Annotated in this window: 14 protein-coding genes; 9 read left to right on the top strand and 5 right to left on the bottom strand. The window is 31.4% G+C overall.

The features are described 5' to 3' along the window. From BUC31_RS18060 to BUC31_RS18050, 3 genes are all read right to left on the bottom strand, one after another. The coding region (locus tag BUC31_RS18060) for a hypothetical protein (RefSeq protein ID WP_139252017.1) at positions 1-1268 on the bottom strand (1268 nt) is incomplete at its 3' end. A 65-nt stretch (positions 1269-1333) separates the two neighbouring features. Continuing rightward, positions 1334-2494: a hypothetical protein gene (locus BUC31_RS18055; protein WP_073246859.1), complete on the bottom strand. Its 1161-nt coding sequence runs from the start codon at positions 2492-2494 to the stop codon at positions 1334-1336. Further along, positions 2484-3689: a hypothetical protein gene (locus BUC31_RS18050; protein WP_073246857.1), complete on the bottom strand. Its 1206-nt coding sequence runs from the start codon at positions 3687-3689 to the stop codon at positions 2484-2486. The genes BUC31_RS18055 and BUC31_RS18050 overlap by 11 nt, the downstream gene beginning before the upstream one ends. Before the next feature lie 354 nt (positions 3690-4043). Here BUC31_RS18050 and BUC31_RS18045 point away from each other — a divergent pair, with 354 nt between their 5' ends. The 9 genes from BUC31_RS18045 (at position 4044) to BUC31_RS18005 (ending at position 13360) form a co-directional block, all read left to right on the top strand. Beyond that, positions 4044-4709, top strand: coding sequence for a response regulator (locus BUC31_RS18045; protein ID WP_073246856.1), 666 nt, complete (start codon positions 4044-4046; stop codon positions 4707-4709). A 102-nt stretch (positions 4710-4811) separates the two neighbouring features. After that, entirely contained in the window at positions 4812-5225 is a 414-nt protein-coding gene (locus BUC31_RS18040; protein WP_073246855.1) for a general secretion pathway protein GspG, read from the top strand. A gap of 230 nt (positions 5226-5455) precedes the next feature. After that, positions 5456-5707 (top strand): hypothetical protein, encoded by a 252-nt coding sequence (locus BUC31_RS20175; RefSeq protein ID WP_139252016.1) that lies wholly within the window; start codon positions 5456-5458, stop codon positions 5705-5707. Continuing rightward, on the top strand, positions 5707-7122 hold the full coding sequence (locus tag BUC31_RS18030) for a GspE/PulE family protein (RefSeq protein ID WP_073246853.1): 1416 nt from the start codon (positions 5707-5709) through the stop codon (positions 7120-7122). The genes BUC31_RS20175 and BUC31_RS18030 overlap by 1 nt, the downstream gene beginning before the upstream one ends. 30 nt (positions 7123-7152) lie before the next feature. Continuing rightward, the gene (locus BUC31_RS18025; RefSeq protein WP_073246852.1) at positions 7153-9321 is read left to right on the top strand and encodes a type II secretion system protein GspD; all 2169 of its coding nucleotides are present in this window, start codon (positions 7153-7155) and stop codon (positions 9319-9321) included. Further along, positions 9321-10526, top strand: a complete 1206-nt coding sequence (locus tag BUC31_RS18020; RefSeq protein ID WP_073246851.1) for a hypothetical protein — start codon at positions 9321-9323, stop codon at positions 10524-10526. Before BUC31_RS18025 ends, BUC31_RS18020 begins: the two co-directional genes overlap by 1 nt. Positions 10527-10605: 79 nt before the next feature. After that, complete coding sequence (locus BUC31_RS18015; protein ID WP_139252015.1) at positions 10606-11025, top strand: hypothetical protein; 420 nt, start codon at positions 10606-10608, stop codon at positions 11023-11025. A 628-nt stretch (positions 11026-11653) separates the two neighbouring features. Next, the gene (locus BUC31_RS18010; protein WP_139252012.1) at positions 11654-13066 is read left to right on the top strand and encodes a hypothetical protein; all 1413 of its coding nucleotides are present in this window, start codon (positions 11654-11656) and stop codon (positions 13064-13066) included. A 51-nt stretch (positions 13067-13117) separates the two neighbouring features. Then, positions 13118-13360 carry a hypothetical protein gene (locus BUC31_RS18005; RefSeq protein ID WP_073246847.1) on the top strand — a complete coding sequence of 81 codons (243 nt, stop codon included), beginning with the start codon at positions 13118-13120 and terminating at the stop codon, positions 13358-13360. 242 nt (positions 13361-13602) lie between these two features. Here BUC31_RS18005 and BUC31_RS17995 read toward each other — a convergent pair whose 3' ends face one another. Continuing rightward, positions 13603-14382, bottom strand: a complete 780-nt coding sequence (locus BUC31_RS17995; protein ID WP_073246843.1) for a DUF481 domain-containing protein — start codon at positions 14380-14382, stop codon at positions 13603-13605. Positions 14383-14561: 179 nt separating this feature from the next. Further along, positions 14562-18179: a BamA/TamA family outer membrane protein gene (locus tag BUC31_RS17990; protein WP_073246841.1), complete on the bottom strand. Its 3618-nt coding sequence runs from the start codon at positions 18177-18179 to the stop codon at positions 14562-14564. Between the last annotated feature and the right edge of the window lie 197 nt (positions 18180-18376).

Raw genomic sequence — 18376 nt, 5'->3', positions numbered from 1 at the left:
GTTACTCCTGACCATGAAATACCATTCCCTGTACCAGATTTAGAAGCTCCGCTTACAGCATTGTTCTTATATAATTGATAAGACACTCCAGATTGTGTATCTGAAAGGTATAAAGCACCATTACTGCCACTACAAAGATTGGAGGGACCTGTCAATGTATATGCCAATGGAGGACTTGTAACCGTAACATTTCTAGTTCCACTTTTACTACTACCCGCACAACTATTAGAGGCGGTGGCAGTAATGGTAGCTGTACCCACATAATTAGCGTTCCAAGTCACCAAACCTGAACTGTTTATGGTTCCCGCAGTATTATTGGGGCTAATTGACCAACTATAATTTGAAGCGTTAGTTGCCGAAGCATTAAAATCAGTTGTTCCTCCGCCTTTACATCTTTCGTTAAGACCTGAACTTATATTCACAGTGCCGATAGCAGAAGAAGCTTTTAAGGTTATGGTGGCTGTCTTCGTTTCGTTACACGAGTTCTTTGCAGATACGCTTATGGTTTTAGACTGCCCAGCAGAAAGGGTCACACTGGTGACCGTATTGTTATTGTCAGTTCCGGACCAATTTGGTCCTGATCCATTAGTACCTAATGTAACTTTTGTACCAGGACAAATATTATTAATATCAGTAACACTGGCACTAATAGTGATTGCTTCAGGAACTTTTGCTCCTATGGGAACAGAACCATTCATTGTTCTTGTTTGACCGTTAAGTGTTGCACGAACAGTATAGGTTCCAGATGTTAAACCACTAAATATTAAAGCTGAATTAGTACCAGATATAGCGCTGCCATATGTTGAACTACCTCTATACAATCTGTATGATGCACCGATTTGAGAATCAGCTAATCTTACACTACCTTCCGTACTACAGACCTGTGAATTTCCATTATTACTTAAAGTATAAACTGTTGGAGGATCATTACTGATTACAGTTACGGACTTAGATGGAGTTGCCTCAGGTGAACTGTCAACGGGGTAATACCAAATGGCAACACCTACACTTCTACCTCCTGATTGAGTCCATTTTACCCTTGCTGATGTCGTAGTTGAACTTACTATGGTACCACCGCTACTTACATACCATTGCGTTTTTCCATAACTTGGTCCAGAACCTGACAGGGTATAATCCTTTGTTTCATTAACATTTGCAGAACTAGGACCAACTACCGTATATTGGCTGTAGAGATTTTGTCCAAATAACAATATTATAAAGCAAAAAGATACTTTTAAAGATTTAGCGATAAGTTGGATTGTGGTCATTCTTAGTTATTTTATTAAAAAAATTATTTTTTTAGATAAACAGAAGTATTGTTGCTTAATATTTGTTAATCATTTAACAGATTATTAATGATTACTCGTTTATGCTTTAATTCTTCTAACTTTTGAATTCTTTTCTCTTGTTCTATTAAATAAAGCGTCAACTCTTCAATTTTTTCCAAGAGTAAGCGGTTCATTTCACCAAGCTCTAAACCATTTACCTCTATCTCTTTTGCAGATGGTATATTTATCAGGTGACCGTTTTTGTCTATATGTTTTTGAACTTCCGCTAGAGTTGGAAGCTTATAGTTTTTAGTAAAAACATAATCTGGCCAAACTTCCGTATCTACTTTTATTTCTCTGGCACGCACATTACCATCAATTGCTAGTTTAAAATCTACTAAGGCTTCAGTCCCGATACCAACATTGCCTAAAGAATAGTTTATGTTTTGACCGTCTGTAGTCCAAACAGAACTACTTGGGTTGACAGGATCAGTTCCGTCGCCATCTTCTTCACCATATAATAAACTGGCCAACGACAATTCTTGTCCATTAATTTCTTCTACTCTTGGCATCGCTATTGACATTGTTTCACCGGCTCCACATGACCACATAAAAGCACGTATACGGGTTGAAATTTGAGCATAATTGGACGGGAAAATAAAATCGGTGGTTTCAAATGTTGGAGAAGGTAATGAAGTAGAGGTACCTTCCAATGGATCAAAAACACCAGATATACCTAAATCAGGATTAGCATTAGGTCTTATATGGCCAATTACTAAAAACCATTTATTATTAGGCACATTAAATGATGAATGATAAGGCCAACTAACTAGGTTGCCATTTTCAGTTTCAAAAGGTTGAATTAAATTACCAGAGGTGTCATAAGGTGTGAATCCTGTATAATTGGTGCAATTCATGTCGCCTTGAGATTGTATCCAAAAACTTATTCTATAAGCTTTGTCTGTATCCATTATAACTCCGTTTGCCGAAAAACCTCCATTAAAACTTGAAGACCCATCTGCTAAAGCTTGCCAGACTACAGTATTATCGCCATAAGGCCCAACCATATTAATTCTCGAATTTTGAGAGTCTGTACCTTGATTTTGAAAGGAATCAGTTCTACCTGATGTTCCTGCTACCCATTCATCTGTTTGAATAAGATTTTGAGCATAAATGGAACCATAACATAAAACCGTTATTACTATAAAAAGTAGTTTATTCTTCATTTTGTTGGTTATTTTGAATTTTCAGTTTTAATTCTTCTATTTCTTTCTGTTGTTGTATTGTATACAACATAATTTCCTCAATCTTTTCCAATAAAAGCCTGTTCATTTCACCAAGTTCTAGACCATTTGATTCAATTTCTTTGGCAGAAGGTATGTTAGGTAAATGTCCCTTTTGTGCTATATGCTGTTGCACTTCTTCAAGGCTTGGCAAAACATAAGTATTGTCAAATACATAATCTGGCCAATTTGCAGTTTCAACTTTAACTTCCTTAGCTCTAATATTACCATTGACCGCCAGTTCATAATTTCCGGGAGATGAGGTACCAATACCAACTTTTCCAACATAACTAGCAATAGAATTATTTTCCGTCCAAATAGAGGAACCAGTTGACGTAGTGCCTGTGCTAGAAGTAGTAACATTTATTGAATTTGTTGTGGTATTACTACTAGTATCTGTAACTGAAAGTGTAAATGAATATGATGTTTCAGCCGTTAAACCAGTAGATTGATAACTTGTAGCTGTTGTAGATATCCCTAAATTTTGACCATTTTGGCTCAACGAATAACTTATACTACCCTGATCATCTGTAGCTGACCAGCTTAAATCTATAGAATTGCTGGTTTGGGTAGTAGAAGTAAAACTGGTAATTACAGGTGAAGAAGTATCTCCACCACCCGTTGCAACTTTAGAAATATTTAAGTTTTTATAAGTAACACTTCCTGGTGTATTTTGAGTGTAGTTTGAAAACAGCCAAATATCAATTGTATTAATATCTGATGGGATAATAAAAGTTGAATTGAATATATTAGAACTACTAAAGCTACTAAATGCTAAGGCAGTATTTGGAGTATTATTTTGATTGTATTCTATTCTTGGTTGTCCATTTGAATTCTGAACCTCAATACTGGTTATCAATTCATCACCTGCTAATAAACCATTTTGAGTCAAATCAATTGTTATTAAATATTTTGCCCAAGGTTGATTAGCATCGTTATTAACAATAGTTAATCCACACTCACCAGCATCACTTACGGCTATTGCTGAATCAGCGCCGGCCGAAAGACTTTGACTTAAAAAAGAAATAGAATTTGGTCCAGTAGCTTGATTCTCTAATAAATTTGGGCATTGAGCATTTATAGTTTGTATTCCAAATAAGAAGGAAATAAAAACAAATACTTTAGTGAATTTTTCCATTATAAATTATAATTTGATTTTTTAGACAGTTTTATGACTTCTTTAACAAATCAAAATTTTTAATGAATATTTAGCAAATCATTTTCGACAAACGGTAATTTCTAGTTCTTTTTCAATAGAATAATCCGACGAAGTGTACTTATTTTCTGTTTAAATGAATTCTAAACTAATTAATTCTAAAAAATCTTTTTTGCTATAATGAGGGGTATCCCATCGTTCTGTATTTCTTTTCCTACAAACTCAATTTTCACCTTTTTTACCAGTTGATAGCTTTTCAAAATAATTATCATAAAAACAGTAAACAGACAAAACAATTTCATTTATTCGTCGTTTTGGTATAATATTTTGCATAAAATGAAAAAACTTACCAAATTATTAATTGTGGATGATCACCCTATGGTGGTAAGAGGATATGAAATAACCCTTGAGCAAATACAACAACATTATCCTCTAGATGTTTATTCTTCCAATGATTGTGATGATGTTCTTTTAAAAATGAATGAATTAAAAGATGATTTTTTTGAACTTGTATTATTAGACATCAATTTACCAGGTACTGAATCTAAGTCAATTAACGATGGTGAAGATTTAGGCATGTATTTGAGAAGAAAATTTCCACAAACCAAAATTATTATCCAAACCGGTTTAAATGATATGCAGTATATAACCAATATTTTTAATAGTATAAAACCAGAAGGGTTCTTAATTAAATCTGACATTGATGAGGATGTTTTAATTACAGCTGTTGGCAGGGTTTTGAATAACAAAACATATTATAGTGAGAGAGTAAATAATCTTTTAAGCCCTACAAATTTTGAAGACATCTATATAGATAGTTACAATCGTAAAATATTATATCATTTGTCATTAGGTTCTAAAATGAAAGATTTACCCAATCACATCCCATTATCACTGCCCACTATTGAGAGAAGAAAAAAAGAATTGAAGAAATTACTAGGTGTACCTGAAGGTGGTAATGTGGAGTTACTAAAAATGGCCAGAACTAAAGGCTTTATTTAGAATCACAATTATTTCACCAATAAGTAGGATTAATACTATAATAAAATACTATAGATCTTATTTTCTTGTTATAGTAAAGTGAAATTTAACAAAACAAAATTTATGATTTCATCCATTCTTAAAAGAAAAATACCAGCATTAAATCTACAAGAGACATTAATTGTTTTAGCAATTATTGGTATTCTACTATTATTAGCATTACCCAATTTAATGCCTTTAATAACAAAGGCTAAAAGTATTGAAGCTCAAACTCAGTTAAAGGCTATCTATAATACACAAACTACTCATAGATATATGTATAGTAAATATTCTAATGATTTAAACGAATTAGATTTTGTTGCCCCTAAAACCGTTAAAGAGAATGGCACCGCTAATTATGTTTATGAAATTATAAGTGCTGACAATGCAACTTTTAAAGCAAAAGCTGAGGCTATTACAGATTTTGACGGCGACGGTATATTCAATGTATGGGAAATAGACGAAAATGGTAATCCTAAGCAAATAATAAAGGATTGATTTTAACCATTAAAATATCGTTATTAATTGTATTAGCGCTTATAACCTTGCAAGATATAAGAGAGAAAAAAGTTAGTTGGGTTCTTTTCCCAATAACTGGTTTGTTGTTATTCGTTTTATATGAGAACAAAACCATCATTCAGTACAGTTATATTTTCTTAGTAATGAATATCATTTTAACAACAAGCATACTAGCAATTTTATTTCTGTATACACGAATTATAAGAAAAATGAAATTTTTAAATGTAAGTTTTGGACTTGGAGATGTACTTTTTTTCTATGCCTTTGCCTTAGGTTTTCCAACAGTTACCTTTTTAATTTTATTTGTTTCATCAATCATATTTTCGTTAATGGTGTCATTAATTCAAAAGAAGAAAAATAAAGCTAACGGTATTCCATTAGCGGGCTTAATGAGTTTATTTCTAGTATTTGTTTTTTCAATTGAATTTCTACCAAACCAACCTTCATTATATAACTTCTAATGACAAAAAATACTACCTATAATATACCTGCAAATGTACTTCAGAAAATATCTTCTGAACAAGCATTCCATTATAGGATAGTACCTGTTGAACTTCAAAAAGATGAAATTGTTTTTAAAACAGATAATTCTGAAACAAAACAGTTATCAACCGAATTAAAAATTATATTAAACACCAACGTTGTACTTGAAATTTGCACTCAAGAAGAGCTACAAAAATTATTGACATTTAATTACAGGTCAAACACCAGTAAAAAGGTGAATAGTCTTAATTATTCTGATGATTTTCTTGAAAAGCTACTAATTGATGCCCAAAATATGGGAAGCAGTGATATACATTTTGAACCTTACGAAAAACGCTGCAGAGTTCGTTTTAGAATAGATGGAAAACTAATAGAACAATTTGTTATCCCAGTAGATAAATACCCAACAATGGTAAACAAAGTCAAGATTAAAGCTGATCTTGATATTGCAGAAAAAAGATTGCCCCAAGATGGTCGTATTTCTATAAATACAAATGGCAATGAATTTGATATAAGAGTATCTACCTTACCAATATTAAATGGTGAAAAGCTAGTATTAAGAATTCTTAGCAAGGACAGCAGGATTATAGATTTAAACAAACTTGGTTTTTCTGAAAATGAATTAAAAACTTATAGAGAAAGTCTTAAAAAACCTAGTGGAATTATTTTAATTTCTGGACCCACTGGTTCGGGAAAAACTACCACCTTATATGCGACCCTAAAGGAATTAAATAAAGAGGAAGATAATATTTTAACTCTAGAAGACCCTATAGAGTATACTCTAGATGGCATTAATCAAGTTCAACTAAAAGAAAATATCGGATTAGATTTTGTAAAAACTTTAAAAACATTTTTACGACAGGATCCAAACATCATTATGATTGGTGAGATTAGAGATGCAGAAACGGCAAACATAGCTATTCGAGCTGCACAGACAGGTCATTTGGTCTTGTCTACCATACATACCAATTCTGCATGGGGCACTATTTCTAGACTTATAGATATGGGGGTACCCTCTTTTTTAATTGCCAGTACCTTGAACATGAGTTTAGCGCAAAGATTGGTGAGAAAACTTTGTAATAATTGTAAGGTAAAATCTGAAATTGATCAAAGTTTATTTCCTTCAAATTTTAAAATACCAAAAGAACTTAAATATCATTATACAGCTGTAGGGTGTAATTCTTGCCACCATACAGGCTATAAAGGCAGAGAGGCCATTTATGAAATATTGCCTATACATAAAGAGTTAAGAGTACCCATTAGAGAAAATGTATTAGAAATAGATACAATTCTTGAAGAGTTTAATATTCTCACATTAAAGCAAAATGCAATTGAACTTATAAATAAAGGAACTACTTCTATAGAAGAGGCTTATCCTTTATTATCAAGTTAGAACTTTAAGTTCCATGAATAAATTTAACACATGAAAAACCTACTAATATTACTTATTCTAATGGCATCGCTTCACATAAGTGGGCAGTCTGCCGATAGAATTCAAAATATAAAAAATCAGTTAGAATTATTATCCCTTGAAAATACAGAGTTAAATGAGAATTTAAAGCTTGAATTCAATGTTAATAATGTGACTTTACCCAATTTTTTGTTAGCCGTATCGAGGGTTCACGATTTAAATATTTCCATTTCTCCAGATATTCAGAATATTTCAATTGTAAATAACTTCAACAATGTTACCGTTAGTGATTTGTTAGTTTATTTATGTAAAGAGTATAGTTTAGACATAGAGTTTACAGGGAACATACTATCTATAAAAAGATATTTGCCCCCTGTTGAAATTCCTGTAGACAAAGTTATTCAGGTATCCTACATTAACGAAAACAAACTCATTAGTCTTGATTTGAAAAATGACCCATTAGATAAAGTATTCAGAAAAATAATGGCTCTATCTGGCAACAACCTGTTATTCTCTAGTGCTTTAGATTCAAAACTTTTGAACATTTATTTATCTAATGTTCCTTTTGATATTGCAATGGAAAAACTAGCCAATACCAATGGTTTAACCTTTTCAAAATCTAAAGATGGATTTTATTTATTTGATTCTTATGAAAGCAATACAGTAGGCGCAATCGATTCAAATCAGCGTTTAGTATTCAATAATTTAGGATACCAAGTTGTAGACACCTTAAGAAGAAGAATAGATGTTGATTTCAAAAACACGCCAATATCCTCATTAATTAATGGTCTAAAACAAGACCTTAAGCTTAACATTTACACAGCCACTCCGCTTATAGAAGCTGGTAACGTAACTTTTAATGCAAAGGATATTACTTTTGATGAATTATTGAACCATATTTTTACTGGGCAAATAACGAAGTCACCTAAAGAGCAGGTACCATCTAATGGCGTTCAAAATAGAACTTCTAGACAGCCTGAAGTTGCAGAACCCACCAACAATTCAAGAAATTTCACGTTTAAAAAACAAGATGATATTTACTTTTTTGGTACAGCTGACCAATTAAGTCTTAGAAAGGTTGAAGTTGTTCAATTAATGCACCGTTCTGTAGAATTACTTGGAAATCCCTCCCAGGTGAGAGGCTCACGCTCCTCAGGAAGAACAAATGAAGGCAGCGTTAATTACTTTGGAAATAATTCTAATAATGGAGGAGGTCAACAAAACTCTTATGGTAATCAAAGAAGTTTAAATACTCAGACTAGTAGTAGTTTTGGAGATTATCAAGATGGTGCTGAAGCTATTGTTAGTATTCTACCCGATGAAATTAAAGCAGATTTAGAAATAAAGGTAGATTATGAATTAAATAGCTTTTTCGTTAGTGGACCAGCATCTAATATTAATCGTTTTAAAAATTTTATCAAGGAGATAGATAAACCAGTGCCAGTGGTTCTCATTGAAGTTATGATTATAGAAGTCAAAAAATCTGCTACCGTTGAAACTGGAATCAGTTGGGGTATTGGAAGTGAACCTGTTAACACCCAAGGAAACCTTTTTCCGTCAACAGATGTCACTTTAGGTGCCAATACCGTAAACAAAATTATTGGTGGATTTGATGGTTTTGGCTCCTTTAATATGGGTAAGGTTATACCTGAGTTCTTTGCCAATATAAAAGCAATGGAAGCAAACGGCAATTTAAAAATACGCTCATCTCCAAAACTATCAACACTAAACGGTCATAGAGCTAATCTATCTATTGGGGAAACTACATACTATGTGGTAACCAATCAAAATTTCTTTGGTTCTCAAATACCAACAACATCAGAAGTTAGAAACTATCAACCAATTGATGCTGAATTAGCTATAGGTATTAAACCTCTAGTTTCTGGAGATGGACAGGTAACTTTAGATATTAATGTAATACAATCTGATTTTAATGGAGAACGAATTGAAGATGACGCGCCTCCTGGTCTAACATCAAGAGAGTTTAGTTCAATAATTAGAATGCAAAATCAAGATTTAGCCATATTAGGAGGACTTGAAGAAAAGGTGAAAAATGATTCTGGTAATGGTGTCCCTTTATTGTCTAGAATACCAATTATAAAATGGTTATTTAGCCAAAGAAAAAGAGAAGATGTAAAACAGAAACTGACCATACTTATTAAGCCTACAGTAATTTATTAATGGTAAATAAAATTATTAAACATATTACCGAAGGTTCAATTTTCGCCGGGTTAGAAGTTAACACATCTGACAATGGCGATATCTATTATTTTCTAGAAATAAAAAAACTGAAAGATGAATTGGTCATTTCAAAAAGTTTAATCTTAAATAATCTTGAAGATATTAAACTTCATATAAATAGAACCACCCCCCTATTCTTATGTTTTAACAACGATTCTATTTTAACAAAGCAGTTAAGCAACCCAAGTGTTTCAGCAGAGGCTGCGTTAGTAAATGAAGCCTTCCCTAACATAGAGATTAAAACTTTTTATTGGGAAATCATTCAAAAATCACAAAATTCCATAGTATCAATTTCAAGAAAGCAGTTTGTTGATTCTGTACTTCTAAAATTATCTCAGATTAAAATTACACCCTTTCAGATTAGTTTAGGTATATCTGGTATTGAAGAAATCATACAATATACGGACGTGGAATTCCTCCATTTAAATAGACAAAATCTAAAGTTAAATGATGGTGATATCATTGAAATAGAATCAGGTACAATTAACAAAAAAGTTTTTTACGAAATCAATGAGTTAAAACTGTCTAACTTCAATTTATTAATATTTGGACAAATATTAAGCCACCTAAATGGGAGTCAACGATTTACTAATTTTAGTGATCAAAATAAAAAATTAAACGGTCATGTAAAGAATGAAAGAATTTTTGATGGTGTTGGAAAGTTCGCTTTGGCTTTCTTTGGCATACTGTTATTAGTGAATTTCATCTTCTATAATCACTATTTCTCTAAAGCAAATGATTTACAAACAAACCTTTTAGCCAGTGATTCTCAAAAAGAAAATCTTATAAAACTAGAGAATACAATAAAAATAAAGCAAGAGAAAATAAACACAATTTCAAATTCATCAAATTCAAAAAGTACATATTATTTAGATATTATAGCACAGTCCATTCCGCAATCTATACTCCTAAACAGACTTGATTATCAGCCATTAACAAAAAATATTCAAGATAACAAGCCCATATTTATTGATAAAAAAATCATTATACTTTCTGGATTAAGCAATGACAATAATGAATTTTCAAAATGGATAGAAATTCTAGAAAAAAACGACTGGATTGTTTCAATAGAAACCCTTGATTTTGATTTTGTTAATGATAGTAGCTCTGAATTCTCAATTGAAATAAAAACAAATGATAAATAATAAAAACAAGTTTTTATTGCTCGGTGTTGTCATACTGTTAATTGCAAGTTATCATTTAGCTTTCAAGAAAACGTTTCAAATGAGAACCGAACTAAAAACGCTAGAAAGTCAAGCTGAGCTATATAATAACATTCCTCATAGGCTAAGTATACTTGGTCAGAAGAATATCTATTTTGATTCTATTCTTACAAAAATGGATTTTAATGACACCTCTATTCAGAATAATTTAATCAGAACTATTAATCTAGAAGCAAAAAAGAATAATGTAAAAGTGATGGATTTTAATCCGCCTCATCTTTTTCAAAACTCAACTTCAACGGAATATACTTATAACTTTAATTTAGAAGGAGATTTCACTGATATTTTAAAAGTGTTACATGAAATTGAATTGAAAGGAAATTTTGGAGATGTAATACACATTGGATTCGAAAAGAAGAAAGATTACAAGACATTGAAGAACCATTTAAGTGTTAATGTATTACTGCAGCAATTAAAATGATTTATTACTAATTATTTTACGTAAATTAGATAAAATTTTTAATCATAAGTGAACACAAAACTGAACAAGTTTTTGCACACGATTTATTAATAAAGCATCTCTAAAGTGCCAACATATTGGCATTTTAAATTTTGAGAGGGAAATTCATAACCCGGAGGTCGGGGGATCGTGCCCCCCTCTCGCTACAGAACAAAAGGCACAGTATAAACGGTTTAGCGAAAGCTAGACCGTTTTTTTTATGCTTAAATTTTACATGAAAGTACAATTGAACACGAAAGTGAACACGATTTGGTAGCTATAAACCTGTCCAAACAAGATATCTCAAAATAATTTGAACGTTTCATACGAACTTTAATTTCTATAAAATATGCAATTTGTGATTCATTAATTACTTGAAAATTCAATTACAAGCGCTTTGCTTAGAATAAGAAACTAAACCATTTTTCATTTTATCTTCAACTTATAGGTAATTCTAATCTTTAAATCAAAAGAATAGGTTAGCAAATTTTTACTAAATACAGCCTACTCCTCTCCTATTGCTTCTTTTAGACATATAGTACTAATGCTAGTTCTGGTTTTTATTGCCCATTTTGGCACTAAACCATTTACAAATCCGTTTAAAATAATTATGAAGAAAATCAGCATTCTACTCACTATCCTTTTATGTAATCAATTTATTATAGCACAAGAAGGGTTTACACCTAAGGTTGAAAAATTTATAGATAACTACATAAGCACTTTTAACGAGTCAAATCCTGAAATCAAGAAAATTAACAAATGGTATGCTAATTTTAAAAAAGCTGATAAACCAAGTAAAAAAGATTACGAACATAAATTAATTGGTTTAGGCATTGAAATTTCAAAAGAAAAAGAAATAGCTTCAAGCTATATACCTGCAAGCTATACACTTGATAAAGGTAAAATAGCCGTCAAAAATATTACATCAAAAAAATACGAGCAAGAATTAATTGACAGCTATGCATCCGCCTATTTTAAAAATAATACGTTATTAAAAAAAGAAAACCTTTACGAAGAATTAGTAAATGACAACTTCATTTTCAACTCCGGTAAATTCAAAGAAAATGAGCGAGAATTGTATGTCAAACCTAGTTTTGTTTTATTATTTATTCGGGTTTATGAAAATAATTTATACATCATATCCATTAATAGTAACTATAGTATCTGGAAGAATAGAGAAATAATCTTTTACAAATTTGATTTAAGCCTAGGCACCAAACTACCAGTTACTACTGATAATTTTTCTAAAATTAAACCTGAAATAACAAACACAAACTATATCATTCCAAATCGTTGGGAAAATACCAATAGATTATATCATGACCAAGCTATTGATGAACTTAGAGATACAGTTAACTTACTTGCTCAAATACCTCCATATTCAAATAATTTAGACTTTGTTACCAATGCTAAAGGTTTAGATACTAAATTGACTAGAGACAATGTAAAGAATTACATACCTCAGTTACAATTTTTCGAAAACTACAAAGTAGAATTAGATAATAAAATGGCAGAAAATATAGGTTACTATGCAAAAGAATCTGTAAAAAATGTAAACCATTATGCTGCACATGCATTAGCCGATATTTATATGAATAAAAAAGAATATTCGCTGGCAGTTTCTTCATTTGGCAAAGCTTTAACCAATAAATATCATACTGCAGGTGGCACAAGATATATTAGATGTTTAAATCGTATATATTCAGATTTAGCAGAAGCATCATTTGCTGTAAATGAACCAGATATAGGTGTTTTATATTTACTAGCTATAATAGCACAACAAAATACAAGTAGTGATTATGCCGATGAGCAATTAACGGCCTACGCAAAAACAATCAACACGAAAAAGTTTAAAGAAAATTTAATTATGGCTATTAACTCTGCTGAAGAAAAAGGAGAGTTAGAGTATACAATCACCTTTAAAAATCATACAGGTACATTTGAAATTCCGTATTTCAGTTCTCTGAATAATGTTAAAGTATACCTTGTAAAATCTGATACCTATAATAACTTTAAACATTAATATCTGAATTAACTTTTGCTAATATAAACTAGTGCTATAGCTGATTATACAATGAAAAAAATTCTATTCGTATTACTCTTTATCATTAGTTTTTATGCTAGTTATTCGCAAGAATTTAAAACGGGACTTATTATGCCTAATAATGAGTTTAAGTTATGTTGTATCTACATACCTGGTTCTGGTCTAAAAATTTATGACAAACCAAATGGAGATATTCAAGGGAAAATTTATTTAGGTGAGGCAGACAAAAATAATGAATTTTACACCGCCTTCATTGAAAAAAAACAGGTTTAAAACAGCTCTAGAATCCTCTAATCTAGAAATGGTCGGTTACGAAAAAATGGCCATAGTATTTGTTGACTCAGTTAATGGCTTTGTAAAGCTTAACGATGGATGCTGGATAAATGGTGAAGATGGTGGAAATTGCTACTTCAACATTAAAATTAATCTGAATACAAAAAATTATTATGACTTAGACATTAATCGTAGTATCTAATAAATGCAACATACATAAAGTTCTCAATTCAAATACTGTATTATAAATTCAATGTAAGTCCAAAACTAACATTAGATGAACGGTTATCTTCTAAAACCGAATTAAAATTGATTACAGCGTAATTATAAAGCGCAGAAAAGCTGATTCTTTTTGTTAAAGGCATTTCTGCTTTAAACTGACTAAGAATTCTATGATTACTTATGTTTTTATACAATGGCTGAAAGTAAAATGTACCGGTTATATCTAGATTATATTTTTTAAAATTTTGATTTAAAGATACATAGCTACTATTTCTATGATTGTAGAACTTTTGATTAGAGTCATCTACAGATTCAATTTCATAAATATAAGAATTACCAAAATAGGCAAGCGAGCCATTTTTTGAAAACAACTTTAGACGTAAACCAGCACCTAATAAATTTCGTTCAGATATGGTTAATTTTTGGTTATTCTGATTTTGAATAAAGGCTTCAAAACGAATTACTTCAGTCAATTTTTGATTAAACCTTGCATGTAAAAAATATGAATTCTGAAAATCTTCATCTTTAGAACGTATAAGGTTAACATTACCTATAAAGAAATAAATGCTATTAAGGTTTTTAGACTTAAACTGTGTGGTAACATTAGAACTCACCTGCAGTATATATTCCCCATTGTTATCAGTATAATTAAAAAGTAAATCGCTATTTAAAACAAACCGTAAAGAGTCTGTATGCATGCGTTTAGATTCAATATTTACCAATTGAGCCTCAATAGAAAAGCTTAAAAAAAATATAGAAATACAGCAAATTGATGTAATAAAATTAAAGGTCAATTTCATGAAGGATGATACTTATTACGCTATAGATAGTCGCTTGTAATTTATTTTGCAAAACTATTACTAAATACGTTCTAAGAAAAGCTTAAAAGTATCAGTTATAGTTTATAAAACTAAGTATCACTTTTTAAATCAATAAAACATCTTAATCATACCCTCACTAATAAAAATGATATCTAAAACTAGAAGTTAAAACCTAAACTAAATACCAGCCTATTGCCATCACCACCATGATAGAAACCCAGATTACCTGTTAAGGCACTAAAACCAGATATCCAAACCGATCCTCCGTAATCATTATGCCATTTTGTAGAATTATCATTATCTGACCATACGCGACCATAGTCAAAACCAGCACTTACACCCATTTGTAGTGGTATAAAATTCGTTTTAAAACGAGTTACACCAACCCTAAGGTCTGTACTTTGATAAAATGCAGACTTACCGTTAAATCGTTCGTTTCTATAAGCCCGTAAACTTGTGTTACCACCAATTACGGCACCATGATAAAATTCATAGGTGTCACCAATAATTGCTTCTCCTGCTAATTTTGTAGCAATTACCGCAATACCACTCGGGTGTAATGGGTAAGTTAAAGCTATCGAAGGTTTTATATAGGCAAAACTATTATCAAATCCGTTGATACTAGTTTTATAACCCGCAGCTATATCAGCCGACATGGCACGACTAGGAAAAGCCGGATTATTCTGATTTTTATACCCATACCCTACTTCACCAGATACATATAATTGCTGCTCATACACATCATTATCTTCAGCAAATGCTTGACCAACCAAACGTTCATCGTCATTAGAAACATCAAAAGATTCTAAGGCAGATCTAAAGAAATAGCTACTACTTTCGTTCTTACGAATTAGATAAGGAGAAATTTTCCATTGTCTTATACGTACTCTATTAAAATCTCTGTCTAAGTCAGAATCATATGTAGATTCATTACCATCACCAAAATAATTCATAGTAAAATTAGGACTCCCATATCTTGCATCAAATCCTAAATTCCAATTATGAAATATATGTGCAAATTCCGCATTATAATCTATTGCAAATCCGTTTGTTGCAAAGAAATATTCAGCACCAATGGTATGTTGAGATTTAAATGGATTATTAGCCAAACCATAGGTTGTAAAACGATCTTTTAGTCCTATTCTAAAACCGGTATCACCATCAAAACCTATACTTGGAAAAACAATATTCTCATTATATTTTCTTTTCTGATAGTCATACGTATTAATGTCATAAGCATCTGTAAGCCACTTTTTAGACTTATCATTTACTATGGTGTTGTTCTTGCTTTTAAAGTCATAAAGCTTCACTTTTTTTGTGGTCTTAAAATCATAGGTATCGTTTTTCTTTCCTCCTATAATTTTAACATTGATCAAATCTTTTCCATCTCCATCAACAGTAAATGTATCTTGACCGTCTAAACCATATACCCAAATTTCTTTGGTTTGCTTTGCATTGTATGTATTATTAAAAACTATGGTGTCTTTAGAAATAGATATAGCTGTTTCACCGTTCGGTTTTCTAGTAATTAAAAAATTATCATCGTCTTCGGTTCCTATAATGACCTCAAAATTATTTAAGTAATCATAATAAGATTTAGCTATACTTTGCAAACCATCTCTACGTAATTTTAAGTTCTTTTTAATTACATCAATACTATTGTCTTGGGCTGCTTTGGGCAAGGTATTGAAGGCAGCATCTATTTCTGAATCAGATAAATTTTCTTGAATAAAATCTACCTGTTTCTTCCAATCATTCCACTTCGCATTTTTTATAAAAGTTTTATCCATAGGATAACCAGAAAGATTAAACCATTTTACACTCTTTACATCGGTATCATAACTTTCCATTTTACGAAGCAACGGAAAAGCAAATTTTAGCATACCAATAATAGTCCCGTCATATTTAGGAAAAGCTTGATCCCAATCACGTGGTATAGCTTCATATCTCTTTTTACCCTCTTCTGTTTTAAATTGTGCCCAACGCCATTGATCTTGATGACGATCCCAGTTACCAACCAGCATATCAAATAAACGAGCACGTATAAAACTTGGCTCATCTACGTACGAATCTTTAGATTCCATCAACTCAAAACGTAGGTCTGTAGTACTAATAATATCATCTGGTCTACCAAAGGTTTCAAAGTCTTTGTTCTCACCACCCGCATGCTCTTCTAACATAAATAATGCATCGCCATAATCTTCATTATAAATGCCTAATCCTTTTTGTTTAGGTACGTAATAAATTTTAGGGTTTGAATGAAGTACGTCTAACGTTTTAGACAAGTCACTCATGGCAAATTGTGCATATGGATGTGCTGTGGTGTAAAAATCCAACAAATAACGTTCTGCAACGGTATTATCAAGGTAATCTTCTACGTAATGATTATTAATGGCATTGGTCTGCAGAAAACGTAATGCACTTTTACGTAAGGCACGTAAAGTATACTCATTCTCATTATCATCTATAAACCTCAATGATCTAGATTGTGTACCACCACCTTCAGAAATTGGTGTTACATTATTGGGTAGCGCATCTATTTGTAATATTGGAGCTTCAATTTCTTTACTATAAAGATTTCTATAGTGGTTGCCCCACATCCATTTATAGAATCCCTTTTTATTAGTCTCTTCTTTCGTATAAATAGAAGCCATGGCAGTCGTTGCATTTAATTTATTAGGATAAGAAACATCGTCTAAAGAAAGACGCTCTCTTTTAATTTTTTGGGTAAAGGCAACTTCAGATGCTCCATTTTTAATCTCAACTAAATCAACTTCGGTGCTACCATCTTTATAAACGGTTAACTTGGCGTAACCATTGGCACTAGACTCAAAATGGTCTTCTTTTGGTGCTCTTGCTTTCTCTGTTTTGCCTATTGCGCCACTAATAATCTGAGGAATACCATCATCTTCTAAATACTGTAAATTTCTATCCTTACCTGATACAAATATGACATCATTGAACTGACTTGCAATGGTTTCTAATCTACCTCGTAAATTTCTATTCTCTTTATTTTGATAGGATTGTGGAGTAAAGCCACCCATTTTGTTTACCATAGAAATTTTGGTATTGCTCATAACAGGTTGGTAAACTGCTACAATAACTGTTTTGCCTTGGCTGTCTTTTAGGTCATCTTTAAACTCTGCAAAAAATTGATCTCTCGTCTTAATTTCACATTTTTGATTGATATACGGGTGATTATCCCAATCTTCTAAAAACCATTGAGAATCTACCATTTCTAAAACAACATCATCATTAATAGTTTCGCGCTCTAACGGGCAACCATCATTGGGCCAAAATTTAGCTTTACTGTTATCTTGTAAAAAAGATTCCAAATCATCAATACTTTGTGGAGCTCCTTTTAACCATTCATTTTGTCCTGGCGTTAAAATAACACTACCATTAAAATCATCCCATAATTGCATTAAAGGCATTAAATACTCTTTAGTTGCACCTTGATGCTTCTCTTTTGCAGAAAAACCATCTTTATTAACCACATTACCAATAAGTAGCAAAGTTGCATTGCTATCGTTTTTAGAAGCCGTATTAATTTCGTTCAATACTTTATTTGCCTCTTCAAATGAAACATTACCTACGTTAGAAGTGATATAGAAAGAATGAGAAATCTCTTTTTTCGAGTTAGATTTTATCTCATCTGCATTTTGCGAAAAAATAGTACAGTGACCTACAAGAAATATTAAGAATATGATTTTTGAACGCATGAAATTATAGTTGTTTTTCTGATGGATGAAATTGTCGTCTGCCTTTATTAGCATATCAACTTAGTTGAATTTATTAAGTATGATAAACTGTATACTTTTAAATAGAATCGGTACTAATTAACACTATACCATGTAATTTCAAATATAAAATTACGCAAAAAGAAGCGCTAGGTCAGTATGATTACTACACAAAAATAGGATGCTCATTAATAGTAAATTAACTCAATTGGGAATTTAAGTGACCATAAAAA

This window comes from Maribacter aquivivus (assembly GCF_900142175.1).
Lineage (GTDB): Bacteria > Bacteroidota > Bacteroidia > Flavobacteriales > Flavobacteriaceae > Maribacter > Maribacter aquivivus.
This window is presented reverse-complemented; position numbering and strand designations above follow the sequence as displayed.